General features: G+C 60.1%; 18 protein-coding genes. 5 read left to right on the top strand and 13 right to left on the bottom strand.

Annotated features, from left to right (window positions below):
- Window position 1: 1 nt before the first annotated feature.
- The 11 genes from JFT81_RS18830 to JFT81_RS18780 form a co-directional block, all read right to left on the bottom strand.
- A complete protein-coding gene (locus JFT81_RS18830) occupies window positions 2-493 on the bottom strand; it encodes a DUF2878 domain-containing protein (protein WP_201228473.1) in 492 nt (163 codons plus the stop codon).
- Complete coding sequence (locus tag JFT81_RS18825; RefSeq protein ID WP_201228472.1) at window positions 486-1,751, bottom strand: cyclopropane-fatty-acyl-phospholipid synthase family protein; 1,266 nt, start codon at window positions 1,749-1,751, stop codon at window positions 486-488. The genes JFT81_RS18830 and JFT81_RS18825 overlap by 8 nt, the downstream gene beginning before the upstream one ends.
- Window positions 1,738-2,553 carry a DUF1365 domain-containing protein gene (locus JFT81_RS18820; protein ID WP_201228471.1) on the bottom strand — a complete coding sequence of 272 codons (816 nt, stop codon included), beginning with the start codon at window positions 2,551-2,553 and terminating at the stop codon, window positions 1,738-1,740. The genes JFT81_RS18825 and JFT81_RS18820 overlap by 14 nt, the downstream gene beginning before the upstream one ends.
- Entirely contained in the window at window positions 2,550-3,797 is a 1,248-nt protein-coding gene (locus JFT81_RS18815) for an FAD-dependent oxidoreductase (protein ID WP_201228470.1), read from the bottom strand. The genes JFT81_RS18820 and JFT81_RS18815 overlap by 4 nt, the downstream gene beginning before the upstream one ends.
- The gene (locus JFT81_RS18810) at window positions 3,794-4,576 is read right to left on the bottom strand and encodes an SDR family NAD(P)-dependent oxidoreductase (protein WP_201228469.1); all 783 of its coding nucleotides are present in this window, start codon (window positions 4,574-4,576) and stop codon (window positions 3,794-3,796) included. Before JFT81_RS18810 ends, JFT81_RS18815 begins: the two co-directional genes overlap by 4 nt.
- The gene (locus JFT81_RS18805; protein WP_201228468.1) at window positions 4,573-4,995 is read right to left on the bottom strand and encodes a nuclear transport factor 2 family protein; all 423 of its coding nucleotides are present in this window, start codon (window positions 4,993-4,995) and stop codon (window positions 4,573-4,575) included. The genes JFT81_RS18810 and JFT81_RS18805 overlap by 4 nt, the downstream gene beginning before the upstream one ends.
- A complete protein-coding gene (gene phrB / locus JFT81_RS18800; protein ID WP_201228467.1) occupies window positions 4,988-6,433 on the bottom strand; it encodes a deoxyribodipyrimidine photo-lyase in 1,446 nt (481 codons plus the stop codon). The genes JFT81_RS18805 and phrB overlap by 8 nt, the downstream gene beginning before the upstream one ends.
- Before the next feature lie 16 nt (window positions 6,434-6,449).
- The gene (locus JFT81_RS18795) at window positions 6,450-7,391 is read right to left on the bottom strand and encodes a MerR family transcriptional regulator (protein ID WP_201228466.1); all 942 of its coding nucleotides are present in this window, start codon (window positions 7,389-7,391) and stop codon (window positions 6,450-6,452) included.
- Window positions 7,391-8,353, bottom strand: coding sequence for a DUF523 and DUF1722 domain-containing protein (locus JFT81_RS18790; RefSeq protein ID WP_201228465.1), 963 nt, complete (start codon window positions 8,351-8,353; stop codon window positions 7,391-7,393). The genes JFT81_RS18795 and JFT81_RS18790 overlap by 1 nt, the downstream gene beginning before the upstream one ends.
- Window positions 8,354-8,571: 218 nt before the next feature.
- Complete coding sequence (locus tag JFT81_RS18785; protein ID WP_201228464.1) at window positions 8,572-8,787, bottom strand: TIGR02450 family Trp-rich protein; 216 nt, start codon at window positions 8,785-8,787, stop codon at window positions 8,572-8,574.
- Window positions 8,784-9,770: an NAD(P)/FAD-dependent oxidoreductase gene (locus JFT81_RS18780; protein ID WP_201228463.1), complete on the bottom strand. Its 987-nt coding sequence runs from the start codon at window positions 9,768-9,770 to the stop codon at window positions 8,784-8,786. Before JFT81_RS18780 ends, JFT81_RS18785 begins: the two co-directional genes overlap by 4 nt.
- A 197-nt stretch (window positions 9,771-9,967) precedes the next feature.
- On the opposite strand from JFT81_RS18780, the gene JFT81_RS18775 reads away from it, so the two are divergent.
- Window positions 9,968-10,870 (top strand): TIGR01777 family oxidoreductase, encoded by a 903-nt coding sequence (locus JFT81_RS18775; protein ID WP_201228462.1) that lies wholly within the window; start codon window positions 9,968-9,970, stop codon window positions 10,868-10,870.
- A 13-nt stretch (window positions 10,871-10,883) separates the two neighbouring features.
- Window positions 10,884-11,909, top strand: a complete 1,026-nt coding sequence (hemH, locus tag JFT81_RS18770; protein WP_201228461.1) for a ferrochelatase — start codon at window positions 10,884-10,886, stop codon at window positions 11,907-11,909.
- A gap of 210 nt (window positions 11,910-12,119) precedes the next feature.
- Here hemH and JFT81_RS18765 read toward each other — a convergent pair whose 3' ends face one another.
- Both JFT81_RS18765 and upp read right to left on the bottom strand, forming a co-directional pair.
- On the bottom strand, window positions 12,120-13,394 hold the full coding sequence (locus JFT81_RS18765) for a uracil-xanthine permease family protein (RefSeq protein WP_201228460.1): 1,275 nt from the start codon (window positions 13,392-13,394) through the stop codon (window positions 12,120-12,122).
- 2 nt (window positions 13,395-13,396) lie between these two features.
- Window positions 13,397-14,035, bottom strand: coding sequence for a uracil phosphoribosyltransferase (gene upp, locus JFT81_RS18760; RefSeq protein ID WP_007912842.1), 639 nt, complete (start codon window positions 14,033-14,035; stop codon window positions 13,397-13,399).
- A 175-nt stretch (window positions 14,036-14,210) separates the two neighbouring features.
- Here upp and JFT81_RS18755 point away from each other — a divergent pair, with 175 nt between their 5' ends.
- From JFT81_RS18755 to JFT81_RS18745, 3 genes are all read left to right on the top strand, one after another.
- On the top strand, window positions 14,211-14,768 hold the full coding sequence (locus JFT81_RS18755) for a hypoxanthine-guanine phosphoribosyltransferase (protein WP_016987197.1): 558 nt from the start codon (window positions 14,211-14,213) through the stop codon (window positions 14,766-14,768).
- A 181-nt stretch (window positions 14,769-14,949) separates the two neighbouring features.
- The gene (locus JFT81_RS18750) at window positions 14,950-15,429 is read left to right on the top strand and encodes a hypothetical protein (protein WP_201228459.1); all 480 of its coding nucleotides are present in this window, start codon (window positions 14,950-14,952) and stop codon (window positions 15,427-15,429) included.
- A 63-nt stretch (window positions 15,430-15,492) separates the two neighbouring features.
- Window positions 15,493-15,780, top strand: a complete 288-nt coding sequence (locus JFT81_RS18745; protein WP_201228458.1) for a PA4642 family protein — start codon at window positions 15,493-15,495, stop codon at window positions 15,778-15,780.
- Window position 15,781 lies beyond the last annotated feature (1 nt).

The following is a 15,781-nucleotide window of genomic DNA, read 5'->3' as shown; positions in this document are numbered from 1 at the left end:
CTCAGTTGGCCAGCCGCCGAGCCATCGCGTGCAATAACGGAAACAGTAGCGCCCAGAGCAAGCCGATGCCAATCAGCGTCGGTAACTCGCCGTAGGGAAACTGCACCCCGGCCAGTCGTCCACCGCCGTAATACGACATTGCTCCACCCACCGCGCCGAGTGCGCTTGCCAGCCACCACGGCCGGGCGCTCCATTGCAGGCAATGACGCAGCGTGGTCGCGAGCAACGCCCAGAGCAGCATCAGCCACAACGGGATCAGCGGCGACAGATCCTGAAACGCAAACACGCCTACAGCGCGCAGAACGCTGTCGACCGCCGTGCCGACGATCACCACGCTCAGAATCAGGCGCCCCTCGGCCGCCCAACTGCTGATCCAGCACAGATGAATCACCAACACCGCCAACGCCAGCAACAACCACAAACTGTTGCCGCCGAGCACGCAGGTCAGCCAGCCGATCTGGAACAACAGCGCGTTGGCCAGCCGCTCAAGCATCGAAACGGCCCAGCAGCGGTGCTGTCATCGCGTCGGGTTTGGCCAGTAACAGTTGCGCGGTGCCGATGGTGCGTTCGAGAAAACCGCCTTCGCAGTAGCACAGGTAAAACTCCCACAGCCTGAGGAAGTAATCGTCGTAACCCAACTCGCTCAGACGGCCATGGGCGCGGCGAAAATTCTCGTGCCACAGGCGCAGGGTCTTGGCGTAGTGCAGGCCGAAATCTTCCATGTGCAGCAGGTTCATGTCGGTTTCGCGGCTGACCACTTCGAGCATCTTCTGTACGCAGGGCAGGGCGCCGCCCGGGAAGATATAACGCTGAATGAAATCGACGCCACGCTTGGCCTGTTCATAGCGCTGCTCACGGATGGTGATGGCCTGGATCAGCATCAGGCCATTGCTTTTGAGCAGATGCGCGCACTGTTTGAAGTACGTCGGCAGAAAGCGATGGCCGACCGCTTCGATCATCTCGATCGACACCAGTTTGTCGTATTCGCCGGTGAGGTCGCGGTAGTCCTCAAGCAACAACGTCACTTGATTCTGCAAACCGAGTTGTTCGATACGTTGTGCGGTGAACGCGTACTGCTCTTTCGACAGCGTCGTTGTGGTGACGCGGCAACCGTAGTTCTGCGCGGCGTAGAGCGCCATGCTGCCCCAACCGGTGCCGATCTCCAGCAAATGATCGCTGGGCTTGAGCGCGAGCTTCTGGCAGATACGCTCGAGTTTGTTCAGTTGTGCTTGCTCCAGGCTGTCTTCGGGCGAAAGGAACTGCGCCGCCGAATACATCATGGTCGGGTCGAGAAACTGCTCGAACAGATCGTTGCCGAGGTCGTAATGCGCCGCGATGTTCTTCTGTGAACCCTTGCGGGTGTTGCGGTTGAGCCAGTGCAGGCCCTGCACCAACGGCCGGCTGAGGCGGGCCAGGCCGCCCTCCATCGCATCGAGCACGTCGAGGTTGCTGACGAACACGCGCACCACCGCGGTCAAGTCCGGTGAACTCCAGTAACCGTGGATAAATGCCTCGCCCGCGCCGATCGAACCATTGCTGGCAACCATGCCCCAGACTGCCGCATCGGTGACGTGGATTTCCCCCAGCAATGCACTGCCCGGCGTGCCGAACAACAGCTGTTCGCCATCCTCGACCACCAGCAATTGCCCGTGTTTAAGCTGACCCAATTGGCGCAATACGCCGCGGCGCAGCAGCGAACCGGTCAAACCGTTAGTGCTGAGCCGACTGACCGACAGGCTAGAGGATTTCATGGCGGTGCTCCTTGGGAGGCACAGTGGCGGTTTGAAAGCTGCCGTCGGCAGCCTGATGAGCAAAGATCGGTGCGCGTTTGAGCAGCAGTCGCAGCGCTTGCCAGTAGATGGCCAATGCGGTTTTTGCGGTCATCCACGGAAAACGTCGCAGGTAGCGATGCAGGCTGTCGCGGTCAAGCGCCTCGCGCTGCAGGTTGAGGGTCGCATCGAACAGTTTTTGTTCGCCCTGCCAGTCGGCCATGTGCACGCCGAGGGTTTGCGCGGCGGGGCTGAAACTCATGCGGTATTCAAGATCGCGCGGCAGGAAGGGCGAAACGTGGAAGGCCTTGGCCACCGCAAAGTGCTGATGAAAGTCCTGCAGGTTGGCGGGTGCGCGCGCCGGCAACACATAGTGATAGCGCTCGCGCCACGGCGTGTTGGTGACTTCGCAGACAATCGCCGCCAGTTGCCCGTCGGCTTCGTGGCAATAAAAGAAACTCACCGGGTTGAACGACAAGCCCCAACTGCGTGCCTGGGTCAGCAGGCAGACCGAGCCTTGTGGCTCATGACCGATGGCGGCGCCGACCTGCTGGCGCACGGCATCGATCAGGCGCACGCCGCGACCGGTGAAGGTTTTCAGGTAGTCGGTCTCGCGAAAGGAGAACGGCGCAAAGCGACTGCGCCCAGCCAGCGGCGACAACGCCAGCACTGCCTCCTGTTCGCTCAGATCGAGGTAGAGCAAGCCGATCTTGTAGCGGAACGCATGCTGGCGCGGCGAGAAACGCCGATGACCGATCCAGCCGCTGTAAAGGGCGCTGTTCATAACGTTTCCCCGAACGACGACGCTACCCGCAGTGCGCTGACTACGCCGTCTTCATGGAAGCCGTTGGCCCAATAGGCACCGCAATAATGGGTGTGCTGCTCGCCGTCCAGTTCCGCCCAGCGGTTTTGTGCCGCCACGGCCGCCAGGCTGTATTGCGGGTGCGCGTAGGTGTACTTGGCGAGCACTTTGAACGGGCTGATGCCGGCGCTCTGGTTGAGGCTGACGCAGAACGTGGTGTCGCTCTGGATGCCCTGCAGAATGTTCATGTCGTAGGTGACGGCGGCCAGGGTATGGCCAGACCCGCCGAGGCGATAATTCCAGCTCGCCCACGCCAGTTTGCGTGTTGGCAGCAAACGCGTATCGGTGTGCAGCACCACCTCGTTGTCGGCGTAGGGCAGGGCGCCGAGGATCGCGCGTTCGGCATCGCTCGGGGTGGCCAGCAGTTGCAGCGCCTGATCGCTGTGGCAGGCGAACACCACTTTGTCGAAGTGCTCGATGCCGGCGGGGCTGTGGATAACCACGCCGTGCTCATCGCGATCGACGCGGTGCACCGGGCAGTTCAGGCGGATCTTGTCTTTGAAGGGCGCGGTCAGCGGTGCGATGTAGGCGCTGGAACCGCCTTCGATGACTTGCCATTGCGGGCGATCACTGACTGACAGCAGTCCATGGTTTTTGAAAAAACGCACAAAGAACTGCAGCGGAAAATTGAGCATCTCGGCCATCGACATCGACCAGATCGCTGCGCCCATCGGCACGATGTAATGCAGGATGAAGCGCTCGCCGTATTGGCCTGCCTTGAGGTAGTCGTCGAGCGTCATGTCGCTGGCGATGCGCAGTTCGGCGAGGTCGCGCTGAGCCTCTTTGTTGAAGCGCAGAATATCGCGCAGCATGCCCCAGAACCCCGGCGAAAGCAGATTGCTGCGCTGGGCGAACAGGCTGTTGAGGTTGTTGCCGTTGTACTCCAGGCCGGTGTCTGGATCGGTCACCGAAAAACTCATCTCGGTCGCCTTGAAAGGCACCCCGAGCTGCCCGAGCAAGCGAATGAAATTCGGGTAGGTCCAGTCGTTGAACACGATGAAACCGGTGTCCACTGCGTATTCGCGACCGTCGACGGTGACGTTGACCGTGTGCGTGTGGCCGCCGACCCAGTCGCTGGCCTCGAACACGTGCACGTCATGGCGGCGATTGAGCAGGTGGGCGCAAGTAAGCCCGGCGATCCCGCTGCCGACGATGGCGATTTTCATGCTGGATCTCGCAGCGGCGGCGACTTGCGCACCATGCGCTTGCCAATCGCCAACTGGAGGCTTGCGGGGAGTTTCGACAGCGGCCACAGCGCCGCCATGAACAATGCCGGGAAAGCGATTTCCAGTGGCCGATCCTGAAGTTTGGCGAAGATGTGCCGCGCGGCTTTATCCACAGGCCAACTGAGCGGCATCGGGAAGTCGTTTTTCGCCGTCAGCGGCGTTTCGACGAAACCGGGGCTGACCACGGTGACTTCAATGCCTTCGTCCGCCAGATCGATGCGCAGCGATTCGAACAGGTAACGCAGCCCGGCTTTCGATGCGCCATAGGCTTCGGCACGCGGCAATGGCAGATAAGTCACCGAGCTGGCGACACCCACCAAATGTGGCGCGGTGCCTTTGCGCAACAGGGGCAGGGCGGCTTCGATGCAATAGCTGCTGGCGAGCAGATTGGTGCGCACCACGTGCTCGATGATCGAGGCGTCGAACTGTTTCGCATCGACGTACTCGCAGGTGCCGGCGTTGAGAATCACCGAGTCCAGCGAGCCCCAGTCTTCGGCGATCTGTTCGCCGATTTCACGGACGGTCTGGCTGTTGGTCAGGTCTCCCGGCACCACCAGCACTTGGCCCGGATAGCGTTGCGACAAGACTTTGAGCGGTGCGATCTGACGCGCGCTGACCGCCAGGTGCGCGCCGGTTTTGAGGATCTCTTCAGACAGCGCGGCGCCGATGCCACTGCTGGCCCCGGTCAACCAATAACGCCGTTGTGGTGTACGACTCATCCCATTCTCCTTTTTAGCCAGGCGATCACCCGGCCCAATACGGGTAAATGTTCATACAACAGTGCCCCGGCATCGAAGTAATCCCGGTGGCGATAGACCTTGTCGCGCCAGAGCAGATGCGAGCAGCCGCTGACGCGTATGACGCGACCACCCGCCAGACGCGGATGGCGATAACTCATGACCCAGCGCAAATAACCTTCGCAATCGCTGATCTGGTCGAAGCCATGAAAGTCGAAACGCAGTTCGCTGACGTTGGCGTACAACTCGCTAAAGTAGGTGCGCAACTGTGTCAGCCCCTGCACCTCGTGCAACGGGTCGGTGAAGTGAATGTCATCGCTGTACAGCTCGCCCAGCCGGTGCAGGTTGTCTTTGTTCAACTCGCAGAACTGGCGGGCGAAACGGCGCAGGAATTCACTCATCGCCATCTCCGGTAGGTGCACGTGACGGCAGGTTCTTGAACGCGGCCAAGGCACGCTCGCGTGAAGCGCTGAGGTTAACGATCGGCGCGGGATAATCGGCGACGCCGAACAGCCCGCCGAGATGGGCCGGGTTATGAATTTCCTTTTTGTTGAGCCCGGCCAGTTCAGGCAGCCAGTGCTTGATGAACAGGCCTTCGCTGTCGAATTTTTCCGACTGGCTCAACGGGTTGAAAATGCGGAAGTACGGAGCCGAATCAGTGCCCGTCGACGAGCTCCATTGCCAGCCGCCGTTGTTCGCGGCCAGGTCGCCGTCGATCAAGTGACGCATGAAAAAGCGTTCGCCTTCGCGCCAGTCGATCAGCAGGTTTTTGGTCAGGAACATCGCCACGACCATGCGCAGGCGATTGTGCATCCAGCCGGTGTCGAGCAATTGGCGCATCGCCGCGTCGATGATCGGCAGGCCGGTGCGCGCTTCCTGCCACGCGGCGAGGTCGTCGGGCGCATCGCGCCAGGCCAGCGCTTCGGTTTCCGGGCGGAAGGCGCGATGGCGCGAGACCCGTGGATAACCGACCAGAATGTGTTTGTAGAACTCGCGCCACAACAGCTCGTTGATCCAGGTGACGGCGCCGACCTTGCCGCTTTCGAATTCACCCTGATTGCTTTGCAGGGCGGCGTGCAAACATTGGCGCGGTGAGATGACGCCGGCGGCCAGATAAGCCGAGAGCTGGCTGGTGCCGGGCTTGGCCGGGAAGTCGCGTTCGCTTTGGTAGTAGTCGATTTGCGCGTCGGTGAACGTATCGAGGCGGCGTCGGGCTTCGTGTTCGCCCGCCGGCCAAAGGGCGCGCAGGGAGTCGCTCGGTGTGGCGAAGCCTTTGACAGAGGCTGGAACCGGGTCACTGTCGAGCGCAAGTTTTGCCTGCTTGCCGGGGGCTTTGACCAACGACGGCATTGAACGATGCAGGCGTTCGTAGCAGACCTTTCTGAACTGACTGAACACTTTGAAATAAGTGTCGGTCTTGGTCAGGACAGTGCCGGGCTTGAACAGCAACTGGTCGAGGTAGCTGCGAAATTCAATGCCCTCGGCCTGCAGGGTTTCGGCCACTGCTGCATCGCGACGGCTTTCGTGCACGCCGTATTCTTCGTTGGCGTGGACCGCTTCGATCTTCAATTGCCGGCAGAGCTTGAGCAGTTCCGCCGGGGCTTGATCCCAATGGGTTGCCGTGCGGATCAATAAGGGAATGTTCAGTTCGCCGAGGCTTTTGCTCAGCTCATCGAGATTGCGCAGCCAGAAATCGACTTTGCACGCAGCATCGTCGTGTTCCAGCCATTGCTGTGGGCTCAACAGGTACACGGCCACGGTCGGGCCACGGGCTGCGGCGGCCGCGAGGGCGGTGTTGTCGTGTTGGCGCAAGTCGCTGCGCAGCCAGATCAATTGCATGACATTAAACCCATGATTAAATCAGCCCACGCTGAACGAGTGCCTGGTGCGCTGAAAGCGCGTCTTCAGCCAGGTACAAATCAGCGATCTCGGAAGTTCTTACGGCCAACTCGGCGTGGTGGATGCATACCGTTGGTCCGACAATTATTTTTGGGCAACCGACTCCATTCAGTAACTTGGGTAACTGCGCAAGGTTCATGGCTTTGCTGGAATACAGCAGTACGCCACGGGCTTGCAGGTGTTCGACGGCCAGTGCCAGCTCTCCCGGCGGCAGCGGCCAGTCAAACACTTGCACCGGGCAATCGGCGCTGCTGATCAGCCACGCGCATAGCCACAGATGAGGTTCCAGTGACAGATCGGAATGATTGATCAACAACAAGGGCGCGGCGTGCAACTGACGGTTGTTATGGTAGATGCGTGCGCCGAATTTGCTGCGTAACCAGGAAAAAAAGAACACGCGCTCCATCTGCGCACCGAATTGACCCTGCCAGCGTTGTTCGAGATCGGCCAGCAGCGGCATCAGCAATTGTTCGCACAATGTGCGCGGCGGATAGAGCGCCATGGCCTGATTGACGCCGTCGTCGAGGTTGCGTTCATCGAGTTGGGTGACGGCGCTGAGCAACGTCTGGCGCAGCAGATGCCAATCGCTCTCCACGGTTTCTGTGAACGCTTGCGGGGTGTCGAGCAGCGGTTTGACCTGGCTGACGGCAACGCCGCGATTAAGCCAGGTGAGGATGGTCAGAATGCGTTGCACATGTTCGGCCGAATACAGGCGATGGCCCTTGGGCGTGCGCTGTGGGATGACCAACCCATATCGGCGCTCCCATGCACGCAAGGTGATCGCGTTGACGCCGGTCTGTCGCGCAACTTCGCGGATCGGCAGCCAGCCTTCGTCGAGGGCTTTCTTGAAGTCGGCGCCGAGGTCTTCCTGGGCGCTGGAATCGGGTTTGTCGTTCATCAGATGGCGTTTCGCAGGCTGAGGTTTTCCGGGTGCGGCTGCAGGTAAACCTGTTGCGCGATGTACGGATCGGGGTGTTGGCGAAAGTGATGCTTGAGCAGCGTCAGCGGCACCACCAGCGGCACGATGCCTTGGCGGTACTGGCCGATGACGTGAACCATTTCCTGTTTGTCTTCGGCGCTGATCGCTTGTTTCAGATAGCCGCTGATGTGCAGCAGCACGTTGCAGTGAGTGCCGCGTGTCGCGCATTTTTTCAGCGCCGCCATCAACTCGCTGAAGTAGCGTGGGCCGATTTCGCCGGGGTCGCTATGCGCCATGTTGCCCAGCAGCTTGCCGAGGGCCTTGTATTGCGGCGGGTTGTGGGCCATCAACAGGTATTTGTAGCGCGAGTGGAATTCGGTGAGGGCGCGACGGCTCAGGCCGTCGGCAAGTACTTGCTGCCAGGCGCTGTAGGCGAAGACGCGCGTGATGAAGTTCTCACGCAATACCGGATCGTTCAGGCGCCCGGCTTCTTCCACCGGCAAGTCCGGGTGGCGCGCGCAAAAGGCGTGAGCGTAGATGCCGCGTCCGCCGCCGTTCACCGGCGCGCCGTTGGCGTGGTAGACCTTGACTCGCTCCAGTCCACAGGATGGCGATTGCTGCATGAAGATGTAGCCGCAGATGCCTTCGAGTTCGCCGGCCATTTGCTCGCCGTACGCGGCCAGAGGCTTGGTGACGTTGATTGCCGGATTGACCGTGCCGATGGCTTGAGGACTTTCCGGGTCACCGACCAGGCGGATCGGTTCGCGCGGAATGCCGAGACCGATGGCGACTTCCGGGCAGACCGGGGTGAAATCGAAATACTCAGTGAGGGTGCGGCTGCACAGCCGCGATTCCTTGTGTCCGCCGTTATAGCGCACCTCGGCACCCATCAGGCAGGCGCTGATGGCGATTTTCGGTTTGGCGCAAGGAAGAGCGGACATAGTCACCTCGAATCTAAACCTGTACAGAGATCAATCTCTGTACAACATTGGCTTAGCATAGATCCAAAGGTGTACAAGTCAAATGGTTTGTATAGGTTTTTGCGCGACGACCTTGGTAGGAGCAAAGCTTGCTCGTGAAGGCGTCGGCTCATTCAATATCAATCTTGAATGTGAAATAGCGTTCGCGAGCAAGCTTTACTCCTGCCTAAGCAAAAGCGTTATTGCCAGCCGAGTAGCCAGTGCTCGTTGTTCTTGAGAATCTGCCAATCGAGGCGTTCGGCGCGTTTGGTCAGCACTGCCTGCAGTTCAACTTCCAGCACCGTGCCTTCCTCATCACGGAACAGCTCCGTCACCAGAAAGTGTCTTTCGCGATGCTGCGGGTGGGCTGCTGTCCATTTCGACAGCAGCAATTTGCGCGGATTGATACGGTTCATTGCAGGTGTTCGTGTAAGCGTCGTGCCGCTTCCTGGCCACTGAGCCATGCCCCTTCAACACGTCCTGAGAGGCACCAGTCGCCACAGGCGTACAAGCCCAGATCGGCATCGGCCAACGTGCCCCATTCATGGCCGATGGCAGGGCGGGCGTAGAGCCAGCGATGCGCAAGGCTGAAGGTCGGCGCAGGCATGGCACTGTGCAGCAATTCGGCAAACGCACCGTGCAGTTGTTCGATCACAGCCTCTTTGGACAGGTCGATATGTTGCCGGCTCCACGCGCTGGTGGCGTGCAGCACCCAGGTGTCGAGCGTGTTGTCGCGCCCCGGTTTGCTGCGATTGCGCGCCAGCCAGTCGAGCGGGCTGTCCTGCACGAAGCAACCCTCGATGGGCGTATCCAGTGGTGTATCGAAGGCGAGGGCGACGGCCCAGGTCGGGTCCATTTTCACCCCGGCGGCGGCACCGGCGAGTTTCGGCGCAGCGGCCAGCAACGCGGTGGCTTGCGGCGCGGGCGTGGCGATGACCACATGGCTGAAGGGGCCGTGAGTGAAACCTTCGGCGTCCTGCAAATGCCAGTGTTCTTCACCGCGAAAGACCTCGGTGATGCGGCAGGCGAAATGCACTTCCAGGCCATCGAGCAAGCCCCGGGTGATGGCGCTCATGCGCGGTGCGCCGACCCAACGGGTCTGCTCGTCTGGCGACAGGTTCAGCTGCCCGCCCTGATAGGTGTAGAGCTGCGGCGTCCACTCGGCGACCCAGCCCTGGCTTTGCCAACGCTGGACCTCGGTGACAAATCGCCGGTCACGAGCAGTGAAATATTGCGCGCCCATGTCCAGTGAGCCGGCGTCGCTGCGCTTGCTCGACATGCGCCCGCCGCTGCCGCGACTCTTGTCGAATAATTGGACGGTGTGCCCGCTCTCTGTCAGAGCCTGGGCGGCGGAGAGCCCGGCGATGCCGGTGCCGATGATTGCGATAGGTACAGTCATAGGGGCCTCGTTTACCTTTCTGTACAGACTACGCCGTGGATGAAACCTGTACAATTTTGTTTTTTGGTATAACTTCTAGCGTTCTCGTTCTGACAGCTTGGCCTATGGTTAAACAATAGAGCCTGCCCGATAGAAAAGATCCCTGCTTTTAAAAATAGACTAGTGATCCGGGTTAAACGCCACGCGAGGAAGATGTCATGCACATATTGCTGACCGGCGGTACTGGTTTGATAGGTCGTCAGCTCTGCAAGCACTGGTCGGGACAGGGACATCGCCTGACGGTGTGGAGTCGTCAACCGGACAAAGTCGCGAAAATCTGTGGTGCGCAGGTGCGCGCAATTGCACGGCTGGAAGACCTCGGCGATGAGCCGGTGGACGCGGTCGTCAATCTGGCCGGCGCGCCGATTGCCGATCGGCTGTGGACGCATCGGCGCAAAGCGTTGCTGTGGAGCAGCCGAATCACGCTCACCGAAACGTTGCTGGCGTGGCTCGACAGCCGCACGCGGAAACCGGCGCTGCTGATTTCGGGCTCGGCGATTGGCTGGTACGGCGATGGCGGCGAACGCGAGCTGAGCGAAGACTCGCCGCCAGTCATCGACGATTTCGCCAGCCAGTTGTGCATCGCCTGGGAGGAAACCGCATTGCGCGCCGAAGCGCAGGGCATTCGTGTGGTGCTGGTGCGCACCGGTCTGGTGTTGTCGGCCGAGGGCGGCTTTTTGTCACGGCTGTTGCTGCCGTTCAAGCTGGGGCTGGGCGGGCCATTGGGGAGCGGGCGGCAATGGATGCCGTGGATTCATATCGACGACCAAATCGCCCTGATTGATTTTCTTCTGCACCGCGATCAGGCCAGGGGTCCTTATAATGCGTGCGCGCCGAAACCTGTGCGCAATCGCGAATTTGCCAAAACGCTGGGCAGCGTGTTGCACCGCCCGGCGTTCATGCCGATGCCGAGCCTGGCACTGAAGGTTGGCCTCGGCGAGATGTCTTTGTTGTTGCTCGGTGGTCAAAAGGCCGTGCCGGCACGCTTGCTGGAAGCGGGTTTCACTTTCCAGTTCACCGATTTACGCGCGGCGTTGGACGATCTCTCCAGCCGCCTCTGAAATAGGACGTTGCATGACCGATCACGCCTTGCTTCTGGTTAACCTGGGCTCCCCGGCCTCAACCTCTGTGGCCGATGTGCGCAGCTACCTCAATCAATTCCTGATGGACCCGTACGTGATCGACCTGCCGTGGCCGGTGCGGCGTTTGCTGGTATCGCTGATCCTGATCAAACGCCCGGAGCAGTCGGCCCACGCTTATGCGTCGATCTGGTGGGAAGAAGGTTCGCCGCTGGTGGTGCTCAGCCAGCGCCTGCAACAGCAGATGAAAGCGCAGTGGACGCAGGGGCCGGTAGAACTGGCGATGCGTTATGGCGAGCCGTCGATTGAAACCTGCCTGCTGAAGCTGGTCGCGGCGGGGCACAAACGCATCACGCTGGCACCGCTGTATCCACAGTTCGCCGACAGCACCACGACCACGGTGATCGAAGAAGCGAAGCGGGTGATCCGCGAGAAGAAGCTCGATGTGAAATTATCGGTGCTGCAACCGTTCTACGATCAGCCGGAATATCTGGAAGCGCTGGTGGAAAGCGCCAAGCCGCACTTGCAGCAGGATTACGATCACTTGCTGTTGAGCTTCCACGGCTTGCCCGAGCGTCACCTGACCAAACTCGATCCGACCGGCAATCACTGCTTCAAGAATGACGATTGCTGCAAGAACGCCTCGCCGGCGGTGTTGGCCACCTGTTATCGCGCGCAATGCTTGCGCACGGCGGCGTTGTTCGCAGAGCGCATGGGCCTGCCGGATGGTAAATGGTCGGTGTCGTTTCAGTCGCGTCTGGGCCGCGCAAAGTGGATCGAACCGTACACCGAAGCGCGGCTGGATGAGCTGGGTAAAAGCGGCGTGAAGAAGTTGCTGGTGATGTGCCCGGCGTTTGTCGCCGACTGCATCGAGACGCTGGAAGAGATTGGTGATCGCGGCAAGGAACAGTTCCGCGAAGCGGGGGGCGAGGAGTTGATTCTTGTGCCGTGCCTGAATGACGATGTGCAATGGGCGAAGGCGTTGGCCACTCTATGCGAACGAGCGCCGCTGGCGCTTTAAAGCCAATCGCGAGCAGGCTCACTCCCACAAGTACAGCGTGAACCATGTGGGAGCGGGCTTTTGTGGCGAGGGGATTTATCCCCGTTGGGTTGCGAAGCAGCCCCAAACCCGGCCAATGCGGTGCAACTGGAAAACCGCATTGGCTGGATTTACGACTGCTGCGCAGCCGAGCGGGGATGAATCCCCTCGCCACAGGTATTGCGTCGACTGTTAGAGAAGCGGCTCATCCGCCTTCTTGTTCTTCCAGCCATCATTGCCCGGCAGCAGCAGGTTCAGCGCAATCGCCACCACCGCGCACAGCGCGATGCCTTTGAGGCCGAAGTCGTCCGGACCAGTGCCGGTGCCGACCAGCACACCGCCAATCCCGAACACCAGGGTCACCGACACAATCACCAGATTGCGCGCTTCGCCCAGATCGATCTTGTGACGGATCAGGGTGTTCATCCCCACCGCCGCAATCGAACCGAACAACAGGCACAGAATCCCGCCCATCACCGGCACCGGAATGCTTTGCAGCAGCGCGCCGAACTTGCCGATGAACGCCAGGCTGATGGCGAAGATCGCCGCCCAGGTCATGATTTTCGGGTTGTAGTTCTTGGTCAGCATCACGGCGCCAGTCACTTCGGCATACGTGGTATTCGGCGGACCACCGAACAGGCCTGCCGCGGTGGTGGCAATGCCGTCACCCAGCAGCGTGCGGTGCAGGCCCGGCTTCTTCAGGTAGTCGCGACCGGTCACGCTACCCACGGCAATCACGCCGCCGATGTGCTCGATGGCTGGAGCCAATGCCACGGGAACAATGAACAGAATTGCCTGCCAGTTGAATTCCGGCGCAGTGAAGTGCGGGATCGCGAACCACGGTGCAGCGGCAATCTTCGCGGTGTCGACCACGCCGAAATAGAACGCCATGCCGAAGCCGACCAGCACGCCCGAGATGATCGGCACCAGGCGGAAGATGCCTTTGCCGAACACCGCCACGATCAACGTGGTCAGCAGCGCCGGCATCGAGATCATCATTGCAGTCTGATAATGGATCAGTTCAGAACCGTCGCCAGCCTTGCCCATCGCCATGTTCGCGGCAATCGGCGCCATGGCCAGGCCGATGGAAATGATCACCGGACCAATCACCACCGGCGGCAGCAGACGGTCGATGAACCCGGTGCCTTTGATCTTCACGGCCAGGCCGAGGAAGGTGTAGACGAAACCGGCAGCCATTACGCCGCCCATGGTCGCGGCGAGGCCAAACTGGCCTTTGGCGAGAATGATCGGGGTAATGAAAGCGAAGCTTGACGCGAGGAACACCGGTACCTGACGGCCAGTGACGATCTGGAACAGAATCGTCCCCAGACCTGCGGTAAACAGTGCCACGTTCGGGTCAAGGCCCGTGATCAGCGGCATCAGCACCAAAGCGCCGAAAGCCACGAACAGCATCTGTGCGCCGGACAGCACCGTGCGCCAGAGCGGATCGTTGAACTCTTGCTGCATGGTTACGCGTCCTTCTGCTTGGTGCCGAAGATCTTGTCACCCGCATCGCCAAGCCCAGGAATGATGTAACCGTGCTCGTTCAAGCGCTCATCGATGGACGCGGTGTAGATGGTCACGTCCGGGTGAGCTTTTTCTACGGCAGCAATGCCTTCCGGCGCGGCAACCAGCACCATTGCGCGGATGTCTTTGCAGCCAGCCTTTTTCAGCAGGTCGATGGTCGCAACCATGGAGCTGCCGGTGGCGAGCATCGGGTCGATGATCATTGCCAAGCGTTCGTCGATTTCCGGAACCAGTTTTTCCAGATAGGTGTGCGCTTGCAGGGTTTCTTCGTTGCGGGCGACACCCACAGCGGAAACCTTGGCACCCGGGATCAGGCTCAGCACGCCTTCGAGCATGCCGATGCCGGCGCGCAGGATCGGCACGACGGTGATCTTCTTGCCGGCGATTTTCTCGACCGACACAGTGCCGCACCAACCTGCGATATCGTAGGATTCGAGCGGCAAATCTTTTGTAGCTTCATAGGTCAACAGGGCGCCGACTTCCTGAGCAAGCTCACGGAAATTCTTGGTGCTGATGTCAGCGCGGCGCATCAGGCCGAGTTTATGGCGGATCAGCGGATGGCGGATCTCGAGGATGGGCATGAAAAAACTCCGGCGGCGGGCAAAAAAACCGGCCTAGATTAATCTATCCGAGGGTGATGTCCTATAGGACATTCTGTACGTTAGTCCATAAAGGCTTGATTCGACCGCGCTAGATGCGTACCTTTGCCCGCTTTTCGCGGTTATACCCCCCGCCAACCACCCCCCGGAGAGCGCCATGTCCGCTGATCTCGAGCATATCCGTCAAATCATGCGAGAGGCTGACTGCCTGTACACCGAATCTGAAGTCGAGGCCGCCATCGCCCGCGTCGGTGCACAAATCAACGAACAACTGGCTGACAGCAACCCGGTGGTGTTCTGCGTGATGAACGGCGGCCTGATCTTCTCCGGCAAACTGCTGACTCATCTGCAATTCCCGCTGGAAGCGTCGTACCTGCACGCGACCCGTTATCGCAACGAAACCAGCGGCGGCGACCTGTTCTGGAAAGCCAAGCCGGAAGTGTCGTTCATCGACCGCGACGTGCTGATCATCGACGACATCCTCGACGAAGGTCACACCCTCGGCGCGATCATCGACTTCTGCAAACACGCCGGCGCGCGCAAAGTGCACACCGCCGTGCTGATCGACAAGGATCACGACCGCAAGGCGCGTCCTGACCTGAAAGCCGATTTCGTTGGCCTGCCGTGCATCGACCGTTACATCTTCGGTTATGGCATGGATTACAAAGGCTACTGGCGCAACGCCAACGGGATCTTTGCCGTCAAAGGCATGTAAGAACCCTGCATTACTCCCTGTGGGAGCGAGCCTGCTCGCGAAGACGTCGTGTCAGTCAGCATCATTGAAAGCTGACACACCGCTTTCGCGAGCAGGCTCGCTCCCACACTTGTTTTTGTGTGGGCTGATCCGTTTTGTACACCCATGCTAGAGTGCTCGGCCCCGCCCACCGGAGCCTGTCATGAGCCTCTTCATTCGCAGCTTTGCCGCCCTGTTACTGGCCCTCAGCCTGCCTCTGTCTGCCGCCCCGATGCACAGTCAATTCCTGCCGCCGGACGATCAGACCGTGCGCGATGCCGAGCCCGAGCAGCAGCAACTTTTGCAAGTCACCGACTATGCCGTGGTGGTCGGCGCACAACGCCAGTCCAATCAGCAACCGATCCCGGTCACCTCGCCATTGATGATCCGCCTGAAGGGCAAGTCCCTGAACAAAGGTGCGACGATCGCTCAGGTGCTGGTCAACTTCGACGGTGAAAGCAAAAGCCTGAAAAAACCAATCTACGACGACAAGAGCAAAACCCTGACGTTGTTTTATCCACAGGCTCAATACCGCGTGATCATCGATCTGCTGCGCAACGATACCGTCTATGTGCAGTTCCTCAGTTACGCCAACGGTCACATCTGGGCCGATTTGCACACCGGGGCGGTGCGATCGCGTTGAGCCGGGCGGCCGGGCAGGGGTAAACTGCCCGCCCCGTGTAATGTCTGCGAGCTGGAGTCGGCAATGCGTAAAGATAAGAAACAAGTGATTGGTGACGAGATCGGCGATGAGCAGATCAAGCTGTTCCTCGATTTTGAACCGGTCGACGCCACTTCGCCGTCGCTGCACAAATTGATCAAGGCCTATCGTGGTCTGCGCATCGATGATTTCGAGCGGTTTCTGGGCTTCTTCGTCGAGGCGGGTTACGACGTCGATGGCAAGGACGAGCAGGGCAAGACCTTCGTTGAGCTGATCGCCGATCAGCGCAACGCCCCGGAATACATCGAGCTGATCGAAAAGTCCCGCACCTGAG

This window comes from Pseudomonas sp. TH43 (assembly GCF_016650635.1).
Classification (GTDB): Bacteria; Pseudomonadota; Gammaproteobacteria; order Pseudomonadales; family Pseudomonadaceae; genus Aquipseudomonas.
Note: the sequence above shows the minus strand (reverse complement) of the source record. Positions and strands in the feature narration are given on the sequence as shown.